The organism is Nocardia suismassiliense, from assembly GCF_900269665.1.
GTDB classification, from domain to species: Bacteria; Actinomycetota; Actinomycetes; order Mycobacteriales; family Mycobacteriaceae; genus Nocardia; species Nocardia suismassiliense.
The window spans coordinates 403,480-424,107 of the sequence record NZ_LT985361.1 but is presented as its reverse complement, the minus strand read 5'-3'; the positions used below and the strand labels follow the sequence as shown (position 1 = coordinate 424,107).

General features: G+C 66.3%; 15 protein-coding genes and 2 tRNA genes. 3 read left to right on the top strand and 14 right to left on the bottom strand.

Going from position 1 to position 20,628, the window contains the following annotated elements:
• Positions 1-200: 200 nt before the first annotated feature.
• Positions 201-413 carry a hypothetical protein gene (locus tag DBO33_RS01930; RefSeq protein WP_107653510.1) on the top strand — a complete coding sequence of 71 codons (213 nt, stop codon included), beginning with the start codon at positions 201-203 and terminating at the stop codon, positions 411-413.
• 4 nt (positions 414-417) lie between these two features.
• Here DBO33_RS01930 and DBO33_RS01925 read toward each other — a convergent pair whose 3' ends face one another.
• The 4 genes from DBO33_RS01925 to DBO33_RS01910 all read right to left on the bottom strand — a co-directional run bounded on the left by DBO33_RS01925 (position 418) and on the right by DBO33_RS01910 (position 4,772).
• Entirely contained in the window at positions 418-1,260 is an 843-nt protein-coding gene (locus DBO33_RS01925) for an ABC transporter permease (protein ID WP_107653509.1), read from the bottom strand.
• The gene (locus DBO33_RS01920) at positions 1,257-2,264 is read right to left on the bottom strand and encodes an ATP-binding cassette domain-containing protein (protein WP_107659879.1); all 1,008 of its coding nucleotides are present in this window, start codon (positions 2,262-2,264) and stop codon (positions 1,257-1,259) included. The genes DBO33_RS01925 and DBO33_RS01920 overlap by 4 nt, the downstream gene beginning before the upstream one ends.
• 1,037 nt (positions 2,265-3,301) lie before the next feature.
• Positions 3,302-4,231, bottom strand: coding sequence for an acyl-CoA dehydrogenase family protein (locus DBO33_RS01915; protein WP_107653508.1), 930 nt, complete (start codon positions 4,229-4,231; stop codon positions 3,302-3,304).
• A 40-nt stretch (positions 4,232-4,271) separates the two neighbouring features.
• Entirely contained in the window at positions 4,272-4,772 is a 501-nt protein-coding gene (locus DBO33_RS01910) for a pyridoxamine 5'-phosphate oxidase family protein (RefSeq protein ID WP_107653507.1), read from the bottom strand.
• Between the two features lie 327 nt (positions 4,773-5,099).
• Here DBO33_RS01910 and DBO33_RS01905 point away from each other — a divergent pair, with 327 nt between their 5' ends.
• Both DBO33_RS01905 and DBO33_RS01900 read left to right on the top strand, forming a co-directional pair.
• Positions 5,100-5,810 carry a YoaK family protein gene (locus tag DBO33_RS01905; protein WP_107653506.1) on the top strand — a complete coding sequence of 237 codons (711 nt, stop codon included), beginning with the start codon at positions 5,100-5,102 and terminating at the stop codon, positions 5,808-5,810.
• Positions 5,811-5,850: 40 nt separating this feature from the next.
• On the top strand, positions 5,851-7,041 hold the full coding sequence (locus tag DBO33_RS01900) for a hypothetical protein (protein ID WP_107653505.1): 1,191 nt from the start codon (positions 5,851-5,853) through the stop codon (positions 7,039-7,041).
• A 199-nt stretch (positions 7,042-7,240) separates the two neighbouring features.
• Here the strand turns inward: DBO33_RS01900 and DBO33_RS01895 are convergent.
• From DBO33_RS01895 to dnaA, 10 genes are all read right to left on the bottom strand, one after another.
• Positions 7,241-7,313 (bottom strand) — tRNA-Ala (locus tag DBO33_RS01895).
• Between the two features lie 3 nt (positions 7,314-7,316).
• Positions 7,317-7,424 carry a DLW-39 family protein gene (locus DBO33_RS43795; protein WP_222595215.1) on the bottom strand — a complete coding sequence of 36 codons (108 nt, stop codon included), beginning with the start codon at positions 7,422-7,424 and terminating at the stop codon, positions 7,317-7,319.
• Between the two features lie 29 nt (positions 7,425-7,453).
• Positions 7,454-7,527 (bottom strand) — tRNA-Ile (locus tag DBO33_RS01890).
• Between the two features lie 158 nt (positions 7,528-7,685).
• A complete protein-coding gene (locus tag DBO33_RS01885) occupies positions 7,686-8,906 on the bottom strand; it encodes a DUF3566 domain-containing protein (protein ID WP_234390649.1) in 1,221 nt (406 codons plus the stop codon).
• A gap of 42 nt (positions 8,907-8,948) precedes the next feature.
• Positions 8,949-11,471 carry a DNA gyrase subunit A gene (gyrA, locus tag DBO33_RS01880; RefSeq protein WP_107653504.1) on the bottom strand — a complete coding sequence of 841 codons (2,523 nt, stop codon included), beginning with the start codon at positions 11,469-11,471 and terminating at the stop codon, positions 8,949-8,951.
• Between the two features lie 54 nt (positions 11,472-11,525).
• Entirely contained in the window at positions 11,526-13,580 is a 2,055-nt protein-coding gene (gene gyrB / locus DBO33_RS01875; RefSeq protein ID WP_107653503.1) for a DNA topoisomerase (ATP-hydrolyzing) subunit B, read from the bottom strand.
• 596 nt (positions 13,581-14,176) lie between these two features.
• Positions 14,177-14,737: a DUF721 family protein gene (locus DBO33_RS01870; protein ID WP_107653502.1), complete on the bottom strand. Its 561-nt coding sequence runs from the start codon at positions 14,735-14,737 to the stop codon at positions 14,177-14,179.
• A 152-nt stretch (positions 14,738-14,889) separates the two neighbouring features.
• Positions 14,890-16,071, bottom strand: coding sequence for a DNA replication/repair protein RecF (recF, locus tag DBO33_RS01865; RefSeq protein ID WP_107653501.1), 1,182 nt, complete (start codon positions 16,069-16,071; stop codon positions 14,890-14,892).
• Positions 16,072-16,293: 222 nt separating this feature from the next.
• Positions 16,294-17,469 (bottom strand): DNA polymerase III subunit beta, encoded by a 1,176-nt coding sequence (dnaN, locus tag DBO33_RS01860; RefSeq protein WP_107653500.1) that lies wholly within the window; start codon positions 17,467-17,469, stop codon positions 16,294-16,296.
• A gap of 926 nt (positions 17,470-18,395) precedes the next feature.
• Positions 18,396-20,459 carry a chromosomal replication initiator protein DnaA gene (dnaA, locus tag DBO33_RS01855; protein WP_107653499.1) on the bottom strand — a complete coding sequence of 688 codons (2,064 nt, stop codon included), beginning with the start codon at positions 20,457-20,459 and terminating at the stop codon, positions 18,396-18,398.
• Between the last annotated feature and the right edge of the window lie 169 nt (positions 20,460-20,628).

Genomic DNA, 20,628 nt, shown 5'->3' with positions numbered 1-20,628 from the left:
GGCCGGTACCACCCGTGTCGGGTCGAGTTCCGGTGCGCCGGGCGAAGTTACCCGCGACGCGAACGGCGGTCGCCCGCGCCGCGGGGCGAGTCGCCGTCCGCCCTGCCACCTGAACCGATCGGTAGTGGTTACGGCACACCCGGGCGAGCCGCTGAGCTGGAGCTACTGCATGAACGGCGCGGTTGTGCCAGCATGGGCCAATGACCATGGGGCCCCTACATGTATCCGCACGTACTCGTAACCGGCTCATTGTCGCGGCGGCCGTCGCGCTGGCGGGTGGCGTGGCCTGGCTGGTACGCAGCAAGCGGCCGCAGCCGCCCGCACCCGCCCCGGCGCCCCCGCGCATCGGCTACTCCCGCAACGGCTCCGCGCCCGCCCCGGTAGCCGGAGCAGGCGCGGAGAACGGCCGCTAGCGGTTCAGCGACTGACGGTCTTCTTGTACTGCCGGACCGCCAGCGGTACGAAGATCGCCATGATCACCACCACCCAGATCAGCGTGGTCACCTCGGGATTGCGCAGCGACCACGCGGTGGGCGTCGGTGCCACCGCACTGGTGTTGCCGAAGAGATCGCGCGTCGCCTGGGTGAGCGCGGAGACCGGATTCCACTCGGCGATCACCCGCAGCACCGTCGGCAGCTTGTCGCTCGGCACGAAGGTGTTGCCGATGAAGGTCAGCGGGAACACCACGATGAAACTGGCGTTGTTGAAGACCTCCGGTGCCCGCACCAGCAGCCCGACGTAGGCCATGATCCAGGACACCGCGTAGGCGAACAGCAACAGCAGCAGGAACGCCAGCACCGCGTCCAGGAACGAACCGCGGATCCGCCAGCCGATCGCCAGACCGGTCAGCGACATCACCGTCAGGCTGACCACGTTGATCACCACGTCGCTGAGCGTGCGCCCGATCAGCACGGCCGACGGCGCCATCGGCAGCGAACGGAATCGGTCGATGATGCCCTTCTGCATGTCCTCGGCCAGCGCCGCACCGGTGAACGACGCGCCGAACACCACGGTCTGCGCGAAGATGCCGCCGATCATGAACTCCCGGTAGCTCACGCCGGGGATCTCGATCGCCGAGCCGAAGATGTAGGCGAACAACAGCACGAACATGATCGGCGAGAGTGTCGAGAAGATCAGCACGTCGGGCACGCGCCTGATCTTGATGACCCCGCGCTTGGCGATGGTCAGGCTGTCGCTGACCACCATCGACAGTTTGTCGCCGAGCGAGAGTCGCTCGGGCACCGGAGCCACCGTGGTCATCGGGTCGTTCCTTCCACTGCGGCCTGCCGCTCTGCCGTGGCGCGGCCGTTGTCGTTGGTCAGTTCCTCGGCCTCGTGCCCGGTGAGGGTCAGGAAGACATCGTCGAGCGAGGGCCTGCGCAGGCCGACGTCGTTGATCCGCACGTCGTGTTCGGCGAGCTTGCCGATCGCCGAGACCAGCGCCTGTGATCCGTCGGCCACCGGGACGGTGAGACGGCGCAGCCCGGGCTCGACGTGAATCTCGCCGTCGGCCAGGCCTTTCAGCGCCTGCATCGCGGTACCGAGGTTGTCGGCGTGGTCCACGGTGAGCTCGATCCGGTCCCCGCCCACCAGGGTCTTGAGCTCGTCGGCGGTGCCGCGGGCGATGACCTTGCCGTGGTCGATCACCGCGATGGCGTCGGCCAGCCGGTCGGCCTCGTCCATGTACTGGGTGGTGAGCAACAGCGTGGTACCGCCCGCCACCAACTCCTCGATGACGTCCCACAGCGCCAGCCTGGCGCGTGGATCCAGGCCGGTGGTCGGCTCGTCGAGAAACAGCACGGGCGGGTTCGCCACCAGCGCACCCGCCAGATCGAGTCGCCTGCGCATACCGCCGGAGTACGTTTTCACCGGCCGGTCAGCGGCGTCGCTGAGCCGGAATCGGTCGAGCAGTTCGCGTGCGCGCTCCTTACTGCGCTGCACCCCCATGTGATACAGCCGCCCCACCATTTCCAAATTCTCGAAGCCGGTGAGATATTCGTCCACCGCGGCGTATTGGCCAGACGCGCCGATGCGGGAGCGCAGGGTTCGTGGCTCGCGCAGCACGTCGATGCCCGCGACGGTCGCCCGGCCGGCGTCCGGCACGAGCAGGGTGGTGAGCACCCGGACCGTGGTGGTCTTACCTGCGCCGTTGGGTCCGAGTAGCGCGGTGACGGTCCCCGCCGGGACCGAGAGGTCGAGTCCATCGAGGGCGACCAGATCGCCATATCGTTTGACCAGACCCTCGGCGACTATTGCGTCGGGCATGATTCTCCTGAGTTCGTGAGTTTTCGTGGGATGTATTTGCACGACGCCAGTGATCTGGTGCCGACCGAATTCGCTGGGCCGGGGGAAATGGCCGATACCCGAGTCAGTATTGCGCCACCCACCGACAATTTCATCCGATTTGCGCCGGTTTGCGATCTTGAAAATGTGCAGGCCCGCCACCACCGGGCATCCCCCGTTGCCGAGATTGCCCGATGTTGCCCTCAGGGCGAGCCGAGGGCGAGGGCACGGTGTGCGATGTGATGCGCAATCGCTCGATCCTTCTGTTGGGCGCGCGGCGAATCTTTCTCTCTACAACGTACAGAGTTAATGGTGGATTGCCCACCCCGAATCGGACCCGGACGCGCCTCCCACAAACGAAGGCCGCACCTCGATCCAGGCGGTGCTCGGGGGTGCCGGATCGAAGTGCGACCGGTTCGATACTCCCGCGTGCGGACCACCGAGTCGTGCGTAGCGCACTACCCGAATCGTCGTCGCGCGGTACTCGTGCACCGGGCTGCGCCCACGCGAAAGCGCCCGGGCCCCTTGCTCGCTCGGACCATACGATCGACCGGAACCCGCTGAACACGAACAGATGTTCGCACCGGGGTACGACAGATTCCGGCCGACGACTACCGGCACGCATCGGCATCGCTCGCCCACCGCGGTCGAATCGTCCGCGCGGGACAGCGATTCTCCCCACACAGCGACCGGTCGGCTTGTTTTCTCCGGTCGTAACAGGCCCGGACCGCAGCGCGTAAGGAGCGGGTATCGACCTGCGCAACAGTGGTTTTGGCAAACACCAGGCCACCGCCGAACAGTGGTCCCCCGGAGGGCCCCACCTACCCGAAACGGTCACGAACTAGCAGAAAGTAAGCGGACCCAAAAAATCTTCAAAAAGTGGCACTCCCCACGCGCACACAATCGGGAATCATCGCGTAGGATCATTCAAGTCGGCCCCTCCCCCCCGGGCCGACCTTACGCGGGCCTCGGCTAACTCCCCCCCTTCGCCGAGGCCCGCTCCCCATTTCCGGACCAGGTCAGACGGCCTGATTCTCGCCGGGTAGCACCGATCGCCAGGCCGTAGCCAGACGCTGATCACGCACCCGTCCGGCGATCCCGAGCAGCGGACGATCCCGTTCCCACCGCTGTCCGGTGACCGAATCCACGGACGCCCACAGCGAATCCAGCTCCGCCAGCAACCGCTCGACGGACTCGAATATGCCACCCAGCGCGATGTGCACGCCCGGCGAACTCGGCGCATCGAGGTCGAGCCCACGCACCGCCGCCACCGCGGTGAGCAGTCGCTCCAGCACGGAACGCGACCAGCCCGCTTCGCGCGCCACCCGCACCAGCCAGCCGAGCGCCGCGGCCAGCACATGAATGTCCTCGATCGTGCGGAACGGCTTGAGGTAATCCAGGTAGCCGTCACCCGGTAACACCTCTGCCGCAACATCTGTCAGCGTGACCATCGCATGCGGGATCTCCGGGGCAAAAGGAGTCGCGGGCAGATTCGTCACGTGCACCCCGGTCGCACCGGCGTCGACCACGGTGGCGCGCAACCGATTCCGGCCATCCTCGGCCGCTCCCACGCTGGCCAGTACCACCAGCCGCTGCGCCAGCTTGCCCAGCGTGACAAAGGTTTTGGTCCCGTTGAGCCGGACTTCGCCGCGGTCTTCGGTCAGCGTCGTCCGGATCGCCGCCGGGTGCCCGCCGCCCGCCTCGGTCGCACACAACGCGACAAGTTCGTCAGCGGGTAGATCCGGAATCAGCGTGCGCACCGCCTCCTGATACCCGGACAGGAACGCGTAACCGAGCCGGTCGGCGCCGAATCCGCCCGCGATGGCGACATCGACCGGCTTGCCGAATCGGTTCGCGGCCACCCGATGTCGCGTCCAGGCCGCGCCGGCATCATCGAGCGGCGTCGCGGCGAGCGGTTCGGTCAGCAGAAAATCGAGCACGGAGTCCACCCGTGCACGGTAACCGGCGGTGCGATGGAGAGCGGTGTGGTCACCCGGCGGCGCGTGCTACCTCGGGCGGCGCCTGCCAGATCCGGCTGCGCAGATCCCGGCCCCGAATCACCTGGATCCGCCACGGGTCCAGTCGCAGGATCTGCAGCTTCGGGTCCTGCGGTGAGTGCCAGAACTGGCCGAGGTCGTAGCCGGCGCCCGGCGGGCTGGTCTGCCGATACAGCTGCCACACCCGCTCTCTGATCTCGGGCGCGTCGGCCCACTCGGCCGTCGCGTCCACCGCCACCGAATTGTTGCCCGGTGCCCAGTAAGAGAAGTTCACATGTGGATTGGCGGCGATGTGTGCCGCTTTCACCGGGGTCTTGTAAGTCGCCAGCCAGCCGAGCGGAGTGCCGTCCGCATGCTCCCAAATCGGGATCAGCACCCGTGTCCTCGGCCGATGCTGCTTGTCCACGGTCACCATCGTGGCGTAGCCGATCTGCCCGACGAAGGTGTCGAACTCGGTCTCGATGTCGGCGAAGGCCGTCACCTTGCTCGTCATGCTGCCATTCCTTTCGTGCGACCGATCACAACGGACCGGCTATCTGTGGACGTACGCGCGTGCCGTTCGCCGCTGTACCTGGCAGGCCCGTTCGGTTACTTCTAGTAACTGACAGCATCATGCGTCACCAATCTTGAACAGGGAAGACGGCACATTGAAGTCACTCGGTTACTCCGCAGATACCGGCCAGCCCGATCGACCCGACCACCGACCGAACGCCCGATTCGACGCTGGTGACCATCCGGCAACCTACGGCGCTGCGCATGCGCGTTCCTCCGGCGAGCGGTAACACTGAGGAGAACCATCCGCCCGAAAGGAGCCCGACCTGTGCGGAAACCGGACGAAGCTCGCAAGCGGGCGCTTTTCGACAACGAGGCGCGACTGTCTTGGGTGCTGGCCGCACTGGCCGGACTGATCGGCGCGGCGGCGTTCATGCACACCGCTGGCTACTTCGTCACGTTCATGACCGGCAATACCGAACGTGCCATCCTCGGCCACTTCAACGATCAGAAAGACACGGCAGCCGCGGCAGCGGGACTGCTCGCGTCGTTCGTCGGTGGCGTCGTGGTCGCCTCCTGGTGCCGCAGACACTATTGGTCCGGGCATCCGCACGGACCGACCCTGCTGACCACCTTCAGCTTGGCCACCGCGTCGATCATCGACATCGTCCGGTTCCAGAACCCGGAGACCGCCGACATCGACTTCGTGCCGATCCTGTTCGTCGCGTTCGGCGTCGGCGCGCTGAACACCTCGTTCGTGAAGGACGGCGAGGTGTCGGTGCCGCTGAGTTATGTCACCGGCACCTTGGTCAAGCTGGCCCAGGGCATCGAACGCCATATGAGCGGCGGCGACTACGCCGACTGGCTCGGCTACTTCCTGCTCTATCTGAGCTTCGCACTCGGCGCCCTGCTCGGTGGTCTGTTGAGCATGCTCGTCGCCGGCTGGGCGATGCTCATCACCGCGACCGTGGTCTGCCTGATCGTCACCGGCTACACCTACCTGCACCTCGACCGGCACGGACCGCTGTCGGGCCGCTGACTCCTGTGCACTCGTCGGTCGGTCCGGTTACGGTTGCCGCGTGGAGGAGAAATTCGGGGTCGACGCCGATCAGTTCGCGGCGCTCGTCCTGCAGCAACTGACCGAGGCCGGCGAGCACGACGCGAAGTACGATCCGGACGAGTTCACGATCACCGTCGGCGACCTGGAGCTGTACCTGGGCAATGTCTTTCGGGAAGCCGCCCACCTCCCTGCCGACGATCGAGACGCCAGGATAGCCCGCTACATCGCGGGCGTCCGAGACGCCGACGGACCGGACACCTGGCTCGAGTGCCGTGCCCTGCTGCGACCGATCCTGCGCCCCAACGGCTTCGGGCTCAACACCCCGACCAAGGAGACGCTGCCGATCTCCCGCCCCGCGTTCCCATTCCTCGACGAACTGGTCGCGATCGACAAGCCGCACTCCCGCGCGATCGTCTCCGGAGCGACGCTCGAGCGCTGGGGAATCGCCGCCGATGAGCTCTTCGCCGCAGCGCGCGAAAACCTCACGGCCCTGGTCGGTTCCCACGGCATCAAGGAAGCGGGCCTGCTGCATTTCGCCGACAACGGCGACGGCTACTGCACCTCCTGGCCGCTGATCCCCGGCTGGCTCGCCGGCTCCGGCGACGGCACCCACCGCCCCATCGCCTTCATGCCCGACGTCGACACCTTGCTCATCGCCCCCGACGAAGGCGACCTCACCGCCCTGTTCGAGCACGTCGAGCAGCAGTACCGCGCCGCCGTCCGCCCCATCTCCCCCCAGGGATACACGGTCGACGACAACGGCACCGTAATCCCCCTCGACCAGGCACCCGACCACCGCCACCACGCCCTAGCCCTGCGCGCCCGATGCGGTTTGGCCATCACCGAATACGACGCCCAAACCGAGGCCCTGAAAACCGCGATGGAACGCGACCTCGCCTACCCCCACCACGCCGACCTCGACCCCGCCTTCGTAGCCTCGGTCCTCTACGTAGCCGCCGAAGAAGGCCCCCACACCGTGACCGTCTGGGGCGAAGACGTCGAATACCTACTCCCCGAAGCCGACCGTATCCTCTTCTGCACCGAGGAGGACGGAGAAATGCAAACCCTCTTCGAAGTCCCCTTCGCCACCGCAGCCGAAATCACCGGCCTGACACCAATTCCCGGCATGTCCCCCCGCCGCTACGAAATCCGCCACTGGCCCAACCCCGAAACCCTCGCCCGCCTAGAAGCCGCCGCAGTACCGCACTGAGCTCTGACCCCGGCGGCACGTAACCGCGTGCCGTCCTGAGGGGTTCGGCGACAAACCTGCACACAACCCGAGAAGGCACACCTGAGAAGGGGGGTCCGGGGGNGTTTCGTCGTGTCTTGTGGGGGCTACGCCCCCACAAGACACGACGAAACGAGCCCCGCACGCGCTTTCCGCGTGCAGGGCTCGCCTACGAGTGGAGTGGAGCCTAGGGGAATCGAACCCCTAACCCCTGCCTTGCAAAGGCAGTGCTCTGCCAATTGAGCTAAGGCCCCGAGTCAGCGGGTGGTGACTTCGTGCCACAGGTCGGCGTCGGTGCGCTGGCGCAGCTTGGAGATGCCGATGAGAACCGCGACCACGGCGCCTACCGTGACAAGAAACTTCATGGTTCCCACCCTACTGTGATGTTCGGGAGTGGGCCTAGGAGGACTTGAACCTCCGACCTCTTCGTTATCAGCGAAGCGCTCTAACCGCCTGAGCTATAGGCCCGTATCGACTCTTGTTTTCTTCCACCTGAGCCGAGGCTAGAGATTACCCGACTTGCCCGTGAACGACCAAAACGGCTGGTAGCGGGGGTGCCGATCAACGAAAACGGCCGGTGCCGTCCCTGGCAGAAGGACGACGCCGGCCGCTGGGTGTTCGAAGCGCTAGTCGGGATCGGCGAGCGTCACCTGGATGCCGCCGACCAGATCACAGCACTGGTTGTAGATGAACGTGCCGACGGTGCCGAGCGCGGTGAACAGCACCACGTTGATCAGCCCGATGACGCCGGCGTAGCCGAAGACCGTGCCCGCGTCGATGAGCCCGACCGAGCCGCTGTCCTGGGACACCATGTCGGTGAAGGTGTTGTTCAACCGTTCCCACACGCCCATGCCCTCTAGCACGATGTACAGCAGGCCGACCGCGAGCATCCATACGAAGAACATGGCCACGCTGATCACCAGCGAGATCTTCAGGGTGGACCAGGGGTCGATCCGGCGGATCTGCACGGTGGCGCGCAGCGGCTCGCCGGTGGCGACGGCCGCGGCGACCGCGACCGGCACCGCGGGCGAGATGGGCGGCTGCTGGCCGGTGTGGTGTTCGGCCGAGGGCGGCAGCGGGTGCCTGATCTCGGACAGGTCCGGCATGTCCTTGATCAGCTCGGGGCGCGCGATGCTGCGGGTCGGTCCGTCGATGCCGACGGACTTCACCATCGCCGCTTCCTTGCGGGCCGCCTTGGCGGCGAGGTCGGCGGTGGTGCGCGCGTTGGTCACACCACCGCCGAGTCCGCCGCCGCCCGAACCGCCTTGGCCCCCTGAGCCGCTCGGCCGTCCGGTGACCGGTGCCTGGCCCGGCCGGTACAGGTTGGACTGTGGTTCCCGCTGCGGCAGCTGCGCCCAGCCGTCCTGGAACGGCGATTGGCCACCGCCGTTGCCACCGGACTGATCCCCCGACTCGGGCGCACCGGGCTCTGAGTTGTTCATGCGGACAGTCTGATCGAACGGATCTTGGCCGCCGTGACCGGGAGTCTGCTCCGGCCTCGATTGCTTGCCCGCGAAATCGCCTTGCTCGTCTTGCATTTCGCGTTGCTGCCCGCCCTGCTGCCCGCCGGATCGGTCGCCACCTTGCTGGCCACCGCCCTGCGGGCCACCGTGCTGCTGCTGGCTGCCGTGTTGCTGCCCGCCCTGCTGGCCAGCGGCGGACTGCCCACCACCCGGTTGGCCACCGTTCGGCTGGCCGCCTCCCGGCTGCCCGCCACCCGGTTGGCCGTTCTCGGCCGACGAGTTCGGCCGGGGGATCGGCCGCGGCGGAATCGGTGACGGTGCGATCCGCTCGGTCACACCGTTCGTCGGGTGCCGCTCGTCATTCGGCTGATTCGGAGTGGTCAATGGGAATCCTTAGATCCGTTCGTTGCCGCCGCTGTGGGGTTACTACTCAGAGGAACCGGTGTCGCTGCTTTCGCCGGCGAGCAGATCGGGATCGGGCTCATCGGCATTGCGCGCGATAGCAAGCAACGTATCGCCCTCACCGAGGTTCATCAATCGCACGCCCTTGGTCTGTCGTCCAGCCTTGCGAACCTGCTTGGCCACCGTCCGGATGACACCACCACCGGACGTGATCGCATACAACTCATCCTCGTCCTCGACGATGAGTGCACCGACCAGGGTGCCACGCTTGGGGTCGTACTGGATGGTCAATACGCCTTTACCACCCCGACCCTGCGCTGTGTACTCCTCGATCGCAGTCCGCTTAGCGTAACCGCCGGCGGTGGCCACCAGCAGATATGTATCCGGCCGCACAACGTTGAGCGACAAGAGTTCATCGGAGGCGTTGAACCGCATGCCCTGCACACCGGAGGTGGCGCGGCCCATCGGGCGCAGCGCCTCGTCGGTGGCGGAGAACCGGATGGACTGGCCGAGCGCCGAGACCAGCAGCAGGTCGTCGTCGGACGAGCACAGCACGGCGCCGACCAGTTCGTCTTCGTCGCGCAGGTTCACCGCGACGATGCCGCCGGTGCGGTTGGAGTCGAAGTCGGTCAGCTTCGACTTCTTCACCAGGCCGTTCTTGGTGGCGAGCACCAGGTACGGCGAGTCCTCGTAGGACTTCAGCTGGATGATCTGGGCGATCTTCTCGTCGGGCTGGAAGGCGAGCAGGTTCGCCACGTGCTGGCCGCGCGCGGTGCGGCTGGCCTCCGGCAGCTCGTAGGCCTTGGCGCGGTACACCCGGCCCTTGTTCGTGAAGAACAGCAGCCAGTCGTGGGTCGAGGAGATGAAGAAGTGCTTGACCAGGTCGTCCTGCTTGAGCCCGGCACCCTGCACGCCCTTGCCGCCGCGCTTCTGGCTGCGGTAGAGGTCGGTCTTGGTGCGCTTGGCGTAGCCGGTCTCGGTGATCGTGACGACCACGTCTTCGCGGGCGATCAGGTCTTCGTCGGCCACGTCACCGTCGGCCGCGATGATCCTGGTGCGCCGGTCGTCGCCGTACTTCTCGACGATCTCGGCCAGCTCGTCCCGCACGATGGCGCGCTGGCGTTCCGGCTTGGCGAGGATGTCCTTCAAATCCGCGATCTCGAGTTCGATCTTGGCCAACTCGTCGACGATCTTCTGCCGCTCCAACGCCGAGAGGCGACGCAGCTGCATGTCGAGGATCGCGGTGGCCTGGATCTCGTCGATATCCAGCATCTGCATCAGGCCGGTGCGCGCGGTGTCGGTGTTTGCCGAACGCCGGATCAACGCGATGACCTCGTCGAGCGCGTCGAGCGCCTTGACCAGGCCGCGCAGGATGTGCGCCCGCTCCTCGGCCTTGCGCAGCAAGTACTTGGTACGCCGGACGATGACGTCCAACTGGTGCTTGACGTAGTACCGGATCATCTGGTCCAGCCGCAGCGTGCGCGGCACACCGTCGACGATCGACAGCATGTTGCAGCCGAAGCTGGTCTGCAGCTGGGTGTGCTTGTACAGGTTGTTCAGCACGACCTTGGCGACGGCGTCCCGCTTGACGGTGACGACGATCCGCATGCCCGCGCGGTCCGAGGACTCGTCGTGGATGTCGGAGATGCCCGCGATCTTGCCGTCGCGTACCTGCTCGGCGATCGAGTTGATGAAGTTGTCGGTGTTGACCTGGTACGGCAGCTCGGTGATGACCAGGGTGGTGCGACCCTTGTTGTCTTCCTCGATCTCGACCACGCCGCGCATCCGGACCGAGCCGCGGCCGGTGGTGTAGGCATCGTGGATGCCCTGGCCACCGACGATGAGACCGTAGGTCGGGAAGTCCGGACCCTTGACCCGCTCCATACAGGCGGCCAGGGTGGACTCTTCGTCGGCGTCGAAATTGTCCAGCGCCCAGTAGATCGCCTCGGCCAGCTCACGCAGGTTGTGCGGCGGAATGTTGGTCGCCATGCCGACCGCGATGCCGTTGCTGCCGTTCATCAGCAGCGCGGGCACCCGGCTCGGCAGCACGGTCGGCTCCTGCGAGCGACCGTCGTAGTTGGGGATGAAATCGACCGTCTCGTGGTCGATCTCGCGCAGCATCTCCATCGCGAGCGGGGTCAGCCTGCACTCGGTGTATCGCATGGCGGCCGCGCCGTCGTTGCCGCGGGAACCGAAGTTGCCCTGGCCGTCGACCAGCGGGTAGCGCAGCGACCACGGCTGCGCCATGCGCACGAGGGTGTCGTAGATCGAGCTGTCACCGTGCGGGTGGTAGTTACCCATGGTCTCGGCGACCGGGCGCGCGGACTTCACATAACCGCGGTCGGGCCGATAGCCGTTGTCGTACATGGCGTACAGCACGCGCCGGTGCACCGGCTTGAGGCCGTCGCGCACCTCGGGCAGCGCGCGGCCGACGATCACGCTCATCGCGTAATCGATGTAGCTGTTCTGCATTTCCTGCTGGATGTCGACCGGATCGATCCGGTCGCCGCCGGTGCCTCCGTACGGAGGCAGCGTCGTGTCGGTCATGAAGTCTCCTTAGCGGGCCTGGTGCGGTTGCGGTGACGGGGCACGCGCACCGGCTTATACGTCGAGGAAGCGAACGTCCTTGGCATTACGGGTGATGAAGCTGCGGCGGGCCTCTACGTCCTCACCCATCAGCACGCTGAACAGCTCGTCGGCCGCGGCGGCGTCGTCCAGGGTGACCAGCTTGAGCACGCGCACCGACGGATCCATGGTGGTCTCCCACAGTTCCTTGGCGTTCATCTCGCCGAGACCCTTGTAGCGCTGGACGCCGTCTTCCTTGTTGATCTTCTTGCCCGCCGCGAGGCCGGCTTCCAGCAGACCATCGCGTTCACGGTCGGAGTAGGCGAACTCCGGATCGCTGCGCTGCCACTTGAGCTTGTACAGCGGCGGCTGGGCCAGATACACGTGCCCCTGCTCGACCAGCGGACGCATGAACCGGAACAGCAACGTCAACAGCAACGTCGCGATGTGCTGACCGTCGACATCGGCGTCGGCCATCAGCACGATCTTGTGATAACGCAGCTTGGCGATATCGAACTCGTCGTGGATACCGGTACCGAACGCGGTGATGATCGACTGGACTTCGTTGTTCTTCAACACCCGATCGATACGGGCCTTCTCGACGTTGATGATCTTTCCGCGCAGCGGCAGGATCGCCTGATACATCGAGTCACGCCCGGACTTGGCCGAACCACCGGCGGAGTCACCCTCGACGATGTAAATCTCGGACCTGCTCGGATCCTTGGACCGGCAGTCGGCGAGCTTGCCCGGCAGGCCACCCAGGTCGGTTGCGCTCTTGCGGCGCACCAACTCCCGGGCCTTGCGAGCGGCGACCCGCGCCTGCGCCGACGAGACCGCCTTGTTCACAATGGTCTTCGCGTCGGCCGGGTTGGCTTCGAACCAGTGCGAGAGGTGCTCGTTGCAGGCCTTTTGCACGAAGGACTTGACCTCGGTGTTGCCGAGCTTGGTCTTGGTCTGGCCTTCGAACTGCGGCTCGGAGACCTTGACGCTCACGATGGCGGCCAGGCCCTCGCGGATGTCGTCACCGGTGAGGTTGCCGTCTTTCTCCTTGAGCAGCTTCTTGTCTTTGGCGTACTTGTTGACCACCGTGGTCAACGCCGCGCGGAAGCCCTCTTCGTGCGTGCCGCCCTCGTGGGTGTTGATGGTGTTGGCGAAGGTGTGCACCGACTCGGAGTAACCCGAGTTCCACTGCATGGCGACCTCGAGCTCGTGGCCGGTGCCCTTACCGGTGAACCCGACGACCGAGTTGTGGATCGGCTGCTTGGTCCGGTTGATGTGGCGGACGAAGTCCTCCAGGCCACCCGGGTAGTGGTAAGTGCGCTGCTTCACCTTGTGCTCGACCGGCGCGGCCGCGTCTTCGGCGTCCGCGTGCTTCGGCGCGTCGGCCGTCTCGCTGACCACCTCGTCGGTGACCTCGGCGTCGGTGACGCGCTCGTCGGTGAGGGTGATGGTCAGTCCCTTGTTGAGGAACGCCATCTCCTGCAGCCTGCGGGCCACGGTCTCGAAGTTGTAGGTGGTCGTCTCGAAGATGTTCGGGTCGGCCCAGAAGCGGATCGTGGTACCGGTCTGCTTGGACGGGTCGCCTTGCAGCAGCTTGCCGGGAACCGAATCCTTGTACGTCTGCGTCCAGTGGTAACCGTCGCGGTGGATCTCCGCTTCGAGCTGGGAGGACAGCGCGTTCACCACGGAGATACCGACGCCGTGCAGACCACCGGACACCGCGTAGGAGTCGGAGTCGAACTTGCCGCCCGCGTGCAGCTGGGTCATGACCACCTCGATGGTCGGGACACCCTGCGCGTGCATGGCCACCGGAATACCGCGTCCGTCGTCGACCACCTCGACGCCGCCGTCGGCGAGCAGCGTGACATCGACCCGGGAGGCGTACCCGGCCATCGCCTCGTCGACGGAGTTGTCGACGACCTCCCAGATCAGGTGGTGCAGGCCACGCTCACCGGTGGAACCGATGTACATGCCGGGACGCTTGCGGACCGCCTCGAGTCCCTCGAGGACCGTGATGGACGAGGCGCCGTAATCCGCCTTGCCCGAGGAAGCGTTGGTCGAGCCCGATGCGTTGGAGTCGTTGGCAGCCACTGGTCGGTAGCTCTCCTTACTTGCTGATCCTCCTGGCGGGGCACTGCACAGCACGCGTTGGTCCCTGGTCATGACTGCTCGAGAAATACAGGGCCACGCGGGCGGTACGGAACGCGCCGAAGGTGATCGCCGCTAGTTACGTCACCATCCTACTGGTACACCCAACCTACAGTGCACCTACGACACCCCTGACAGCTCCGTGAATGCGAGAAATCGGATTGCCGCGAGTCTGTTCCGCCCTCCGAGGCTTTCACTCGCCTCTGGGAGGATTCGGGCGGTGCGTGTCGACGGGCCACCGGCGCCGTGTGCGACGACGGGGCGGAATGCCCGTATTTCCGGGCCCGCGGGCGTAGCCGAGGAGTTACTCACGAGGCTCGCCAGCTGCTGCGCGGTGTCGGACCCCGACCGCAGAACGGGCTGCGAGCAGGGCGGGAGATCAACTATTCGGAGTGATCCCGGGATGCGCGGAGTTCGAGTGTGGTCGACTGCTGGATGCTGCGCTGCTGTCGGCACAATCCAGCTACTTACCGCTCGGGCGAAATCTGTTGGCGCATCGAGCGATACCGCGACGCGGTTTCACGTGGAACGCGTCGGGTCTATCCGTAGGTATCGCGGGGCCCGCGGCCTTTGACATGACGTTCCCCCTTGCGCCAACTGGGCGCGGCGGGGCCGGTGATCTTGAGCGAGGTCACGACACCCGGTCCGACCGCGGCGTTGATCTTCGCCAGGATCTGGCTCTGCAGCATGCGCAATTGGGTTGCCCACGCGGTGGATTCGGCGGCGATGCTCAGCACGTTGTCTTTCAAGGTCAACGGCGTGGCATGCGAGGCGATGTCCTCACCGACGACGCCGGCCCAGCGGCCGAACACCATTCCCTCGGCGACCTTGGTGGACCAGCCACGATTCTTGGCCAGCGAGCCGGTCAGCTTTCCGAACAGCTGTGGATCGCGGGCATCCGGCCCGGCCCCCGACCATCCGCTGCGCCTGCGCGCCCCGGTCCGCAGCTTCCGCTGTGGTGAGGAGCGCCCCTGCCCGACCGACTTACCGCTCGCTTTCGCCGCCGCGCGGGCCTCCTCCAGCGCCCGCCTGGCCAGATCGATACCGCGCAACTCCGGCTCTTTACCTGCCGGTTCGGCACCCTGTTGATCGGTCACCAGGCTCCTCTCATAGCGCGCGGCCAGAGGGTCACTCTACGACAAGGCACCGACAAAACGGCCGCTCCGGGCACAGCATCGAACGCACTAGTTATCAACAGGACCTGTTGATAACCATGCTTTTCTGTGCATACGTCATAGTGCGAACGCGAACGTCACGGTGACGGTGTGGCGGGTTCGGCGATCCTGGGGCTTCGGCCGTCCGGTCCGCCGCTGGTTTCCACGCGCAGGGGCACGGCGGCGAGTTCGGCAGGCACGTCCTCGGGCACCGCCGCGGTGATCAGGACCTGTTCCGCGCCCGCCGCCACGGCCGCGAGGGCGGTGCGGCGGCGGCGGTCGAGTTCGGCGAAGACGTCATCGAGCAGCAGCACGGGTTCGGAGCCGGTGGCGCGCAGCAGTTCGAACGCGCCGAGGCGCAGCGCGAGGGCGAACGACCATGATTCGCCGTGGCTGGCGAAACCCTTGGCCGGTGCCTCACCGAGGTTCAGGTCGAGCTCGTCGCGGTGCGGACCGACCAGGCACACACCACGTTCCAGCTCTTTCGGCCGGGCGGCGGCGAGCTCGCGCAGCATGATCGCCTCCAGCGCCTCGGTGTCGTCCGGCTGGGGTTCCCTTGCGGGGTCCAGGAATTCGGGCGGCAGCGTGGCGCTGCGGTAAGCGATTGCGGCAGGCCGGGATTCAGGGGCGATGGCGGCGTAGGACTGCGCGAGGTACGGGTACAGATCGTGCACCAGGCGCAGCCGGTAGGTCAGCAGCACCGAGGCGTGCGTGGCCAGGTGGCCGTCCCACACATCGAGGGTGCCCAGCTCCGTCTTCGATCTCGCTTGCCGCCCAGCGGATTTCAGCAGCGCCGAGCGCTGCCGCAAAACCCGGTCGTAGTCGCTGCGGACGGCGGCGAGCCTGGGCAGGCGGGCTGTGCACAACTCGTCCATGAACCGGCGGCGTTCCCCCGGGTCGCCGCGCACCAGCGCGAGATCCTCCGGCGCGAACAGCACCGTCTGCAGGATGCCGAGGATCTCCCGCGGCCTGCGGGCCGGCGAGCGATTGATCTGGGCGCGGTTGGCGGCACCCTGGTTCAGCTCTATGTCGATCCGCAGTTCGCGGCCGCTGTTGACCACGGAGGCGCCGATTCGGGCCTTGTCGGCACCCAGCCTGATCAGCGGGGCGTCGGCCGCGACCCGGTGCGAGCCGAGGGTGGCCAGGTAGCCGATCGCCTCGAGCAGGTTGGTCTTGCCGTTGCCGTTCGAGCCGAGGAAAACCGTTCGGCCTGGGGATAATTCGAGTTCGGCATGTTCCCAGGAGCGGAAGTCACGCAGCGACAGTGTTCGGATGAACATCCGCTATCGGGCTCCTACCTGCACGAATTCTGTCCCACGAGGTTGTGCACAACTCTTGGACGTGGGCGCCGACGTGGCCGACGCCCACCCACAGTGTGTGGAAGACCTGTGCATGAACAGCGTCCACCTCGACCGTCGTATTGCCGAATCCCACAGCGGCGCTACCGGTTTCGCAGCGGCCGAGGCAGCAGACGAGCTCGGATCGCGGTCGTGCACAGGTGTTCAGCCCGGCAGCCGGACCGGCATCAACAGGTAGGTGTACGGACTGTCCAGCGCGGCGAACGCACCCGACTCGAGCACCTTCGGCTCCTCGTCGACCGCGGGCAGCAGCACTGCGGGCCGGCTCGGCGTGGTGAACCCGAAGGTGACCCGCTCGGCATGCAGCGCGGACAGACCGTCGATCAGGTAGCCCGGGTTGAACGCGATGGTCAGCGATTCGCCGCGGAAGTCGGCCTCGAGCCATTCCTCGGCGCGACCGGCGTCGTCCCCACCCGCCGACAGTTGCAGGCCCTCGGTGGAGAACTCCAGGCGCACCTGGGCGCCACGCTCGGCGACCAAGGCGACGCGCTTGATGGCCTCGGTCAGCACCGACACCTGCAGGGTGGCGATGGAGGTGTGTTCCTTCGGCAGCAGCTGACGGAACTTCGGGAACTCGGCGTCGAGCAGCCGGGTGGTGGTCCGGCGGCCCGCGTTCACGATGCCGAGCAGGCCGTCCGATCCGGCACCGGTGCCGAGCGAAAGCTGCACGGGCGCATCGGAGGTGCCCAGGGTCTTGGCGGCTTCGGACAACGTCCTGGCCGGGATCAACACCGCGGTCTCGATATTCGCGTCGGCGGGCGACCATTCGATGTGCCGGACCGCGAGGCGGAATCGGTCGGTGGCCGCGAGCACCACCTTCGAGCCCTCGATCTCGACGCGGATACCGGTGAGCATCGGCAGCGTGTCGTCCCGGCCCGCCGCGACGGCGACCTGGCCGACCGCGTTGGCGAACACGTCGACGCTCAGTTCGCCGGACTGCTGCGGTACCTCGGGAAGCTGGGGATAGTCCTCGACCGGCATGGTCGGCAGGGAGAACTTCGCACTGCCACAACTGATCAGCACGCGGGTGCCGTCGACGGAGACGTCGACCGGCTTGTTCGACAGCGCCTTGGTGATGTCGGCGAGCAGCCTGCCGGAGACGAGCACCTCGCCCGGACCGGCGACCTCGGCGGCGACGCGCATCTGCGCGGAGACCTCGTAGTCGAAGCCGGAGACGGTGAGCCCGCTGTCGTCGGCCACCAGCAGCACACCGCCGAGCACGGGCACGGGAGGCCGGGACGGGAGGCTACGTGCCACCCAGGCAACGGATTCCGCGAAGTCCTCTCGGGCGACCCGAAACTTCATGCTTGCAAGCTCCATCGCCCGATCTGTCCTCTCCCAGTTCCGTGAGCTGTTATGCGGTGGCCGGACATTCGTCCTCCAAGCCTGTCGGCTCGTTCAACGTTGGTTGTTCGCGAAGGGTGCTGGATCGGCCGCCATCGAAAGTGTGGCACAGGCGACCGACAACAAACCGTACCCGCGACTGGAGCTATGGCCTAGCCCGACCCGCAGGTTCGGTGTCAGTAGCGAGGTGGGGTTGTCAGCGATCCGGTGAGTTGCCTTGTGCCGACGAGGTCATCCGCTGAGCCATGGATCGAGTTCCGTGCGGTCGATGGGTGGTGTGCGTGACCGACGCATCGAGAATCCACTCCGGCTCTCCTCCTTGCCTGGGGACCGGAGTCCCTCGAGACGTGACCCTCTTCGACCGACTTTCCACACACCTGTTTTCAAGAGAGTTCTTCTAGAAGAAGAACTGAAGTAGTAGTAGGCACTGTGGAATCTGTGCACTGACGCCGTATCCGCTGGTCAACGGGCGTGGTGCCGTGGGGATGAGCAGAGGGTGTCTCGAGGATGAACGAGGGGCGTCTGTGGAGTTCCGAAGTTGTCCCACATTCATCCTCGAGCTCTCCTCGAGTTGTTCCACCGAATTCACCCGGTTGTTCACACGTGTGTACCGATGCGTGCACAACTCGAGGAATCCTCGAGGACTCCACATGGACTCCTCGAGGATTCCCCAACCCCGTGACCGAACGCCGCGCTGGTCACCGCCTGTGCGCAAGTCGGGCTGGGGATGCTGGGGATGAAGGCCTGTTAGCGGAGACCGCACAGTCCATCCCCACACCTGTTAGCCAATCGGTGCACAAACCGGTGGATTCCTCGAGGACTCCACAAGGATTCCTCGAGGAATCCACAGGCCAAAAAAAACACCGCCCCAGGTCAGGGCGGTGCTTGCCTGTTAGTAAAGCTCAGCGCGAGCGTTGTTTGATTCGGGCTGTTAGTTCTTGGACCTGGTCGTACACCCGACGGCGCTCGGTCATCTCCTTGCGGATTTTCTTCTCCGCGTACATCACCGTGGTGTGGTCGCGGCCGAACGCCTGACCGATCTTCGGCAGCGACAGATCGGTGAGCTCGCGGCACAGGTACATGGCGATCTGGCGGGCCTGCGCCAGCGGCCGCGCTTTGCCCGGCCCGGTCAGCTCCTCGAGCGTGGTGTTGAAGTACTCGGCGGTGACCGCCATGATGGTCGCCGCGTTGATCTCCAGCGCCGCGGTATCGGGCATCAGGTCGCGCAGCACGACCTCGGCCAGCGGCAGGTCCAGCGGTTGCCCGTTCAGCGAGGCGAACGCGGTCACCCGGATCAGCGCGCCCTCCAGCTCGCGGATATTGCGTTCGACCCTGGTGGCGATCAGTTCCATCACGTCGTGCGGCACGTCGAGCCGGTCCATCCGCGCCTTCTTGCGCAGGATGGCGATGCGGGTCTCCAGCTCGGGCGGCTGCACGTCGGTGATCAGGCCCCACTCGAACCGGGTCCGCAGCCGTTCTTCCAGCGTGGCCAGCTGCTTGGGCGGGCGGTCCGAGGAGACGACGATCTGCTTGTTGGCGTTGTGCAGGGTGTTGAAGGTGTGGAAGAACTCTTCCTGGATACCTTCCTTGCCCTCGATGAACTGGATGTCGTCGACCAGCAGGATGTCGGTCTCCCGGTAGCGGCGTTTGAACGCCACCTTCCGGTCGTCCCGCAGGCTGTTGATGAAGTCGTTGGTGAACTCTTCGGTCGAGACGTACTTCACCCGCATGCCGGGAAACAGCCGCTGGGCGTAGTGGCCGGCCGCGTGTAGTAGGTGCGTCTTGCCCAAACCCGAAGCGCCCCAGACGAACAGCGGATTATAGGCGCGCGCGGGCGCCTCCGCGATGGCGACCGCGGCGGCGTGCGCGAAGCGGTTGGACGCGCCGATGACGAACGTCTCGAAGGTGTACTTCGCATTCAGGCTGGCCGAGGAGCTGGACGGCGCCGAGCTCTCCTGCGACTTGGTGAAGTAGGTCGGCCAGGAGTTACGGGCGTTGACCACGGGCTCGTCGTCGCGGTCGGACCGCGGGTTCTCCGACTCACGGACCGATTCGTGCGCGGCCGCCAGGCCGGGATCGTCGGACTGCGCTTCGCGTACGGGCGCCCGGACTGGTCCGCGCACGGCGGCGGGGCCTGGGTCGGGTGTGAACAACGACTCCTGGCCGGGCGGGATCGATTCGCGGCGTGGGGGCAGGCCTTGTTCGCGGCGCTGCGCGGGGGTGGGTTCGTGGCGTGGTGCGGACTGCAGGTCGGCTTGGGGGGCGTATTCGTCGCGGACCGGGTAGTCGTCGTGGCCGTAGTCCTGCCGGTCGTACTCGCCCGCGGACGCGTACTCCGGCGCGTACTCGGCGTCGGCGTAGTCGGATCCGCTGTTGTAGCTGGGGGTTTGTGCGTACTCGTTGGTCTGGGCGTAGCGCGGCTGCTGGTAATCGTCGCGGCCTTGGTACTCGCCGCCGGGGTAACCGGCTTGGCCGCGGCCGTTGTCGCCACGTCCGTTGTCGCGAGGTCCACTGTCGCGGGGACCGTTGTCCCGATGGCCGTTGTCCCTGGGTCCGTTGTCGCGATGGCCGGTATCGCGGGGACCGTTGTCGCGGTGCCCGTTGTCCCTGGAACGTTCGGGCGTGCTCGTCATCCTGGCGTGCCGAGGATTGTGGCCCGGCCGCTCGGTGCTCTGGGCGGCCGGCGCGGCGATGCGCACGCCGAGCCCTTCCACCTGGGGGCCGAGGCGCCGGGCGAGTGACCGCAGGATCGGCTCGCGCAGATCGCGTTCGATGGCCTCTTGAGCCAACGAGGAAGGCACCGAGAGCAGGGCGAACCCCTGCGCCACCGTCAGCGGCTTGACCAGTTTCAGCCAGGCCTGCTGCGCTCGGGTCACCGGCGGAATGGCACCGTCGGATGAGCCGGTGGTCAGCTCGGCAACTACCTCGGGCCACACCGTGGCCAACACGTCCTGCTCGTCGTCCATGCAGTTTCCTCCCCGGAAGTAGGTCGATAGGAGCAGACGGTCGGGGCAGGCGGGGAGGTGGTGGTGACGACCATGCTCGATCGGTACCGTGATCCCGCATACGTCCGTAACCGGTCCGGACGCTGCCCGGATCCCCATTCCGGGCCGCGGCGTGGCACCGTCGGCCCTA

Excerpts from the sequence above, each read along its gene's own strand:
- DBO33_RS01930 (WP_107653510.1), top strand. The coding sequence starts at position 201 with ATGACCATGGGGCCCCTACATGTATCCGCACGTACTCGTAACCGGCTC.
- DBO33_RS01925 (WP_107653509.1), bottom strand. The coding sequence starts at position 1,260 with ATGACCACGGTGGCTCCGGTGCCCGAGCGACTCTCGCTCGGCGACAAA.
- DBO33_RS01920 (WP_107659879.1), bottom strand. The coding sequence starts at position 2,264 with ATGCCCGACGCAATAGTCGCCGAGGGTCTGGTCAAACGATATGGCGAT.
- DBO33_RS01910 (WP_107653507.1), bottom strand. The coding sequence starts at position 4,772 with ATGACGAGCAAGGTGACGGCCTTCGCCGACATCGAGACCGAGTTCGAC.
- DBO33_RS43795 (WP_222595215.1), bottom strand. The coding sequence starts at position 7,424 with ATGAAGTTTCTTGTCACGGTAGGCGCCGTGGTCGCGGTTCTCATCGGC.
- gyrA (WP_107653504.1), bottom strand. The coding sequence starts at position 11,471 with ATGACCGACACGACGCTGCCTCCGTACGGAGGCACCGGCGGCGACCGG.
- recF (WP_107653501.1), bottom strand. The coding sequence starts at position 16,071 with ATGTTCATCCGAACACTGTCGCTGCGTGACTTCCGCTCCTGGGAACAT.
- dnaN (WP_107653500.1), bottom strand. The coding sequence starts at position 17,469 with ATGGAGCTTGCAAGCATGAAGTTTCGGGTCGCCCGAGAGGACTTCGCG.
- dnaA (WP_107653499.1), bottom strand. The coding sequence starts at position 20,459 with ATGGACGACGAGCAGGACGTGTTGGCCACGGTGTGGCCCGAGGTAGTT.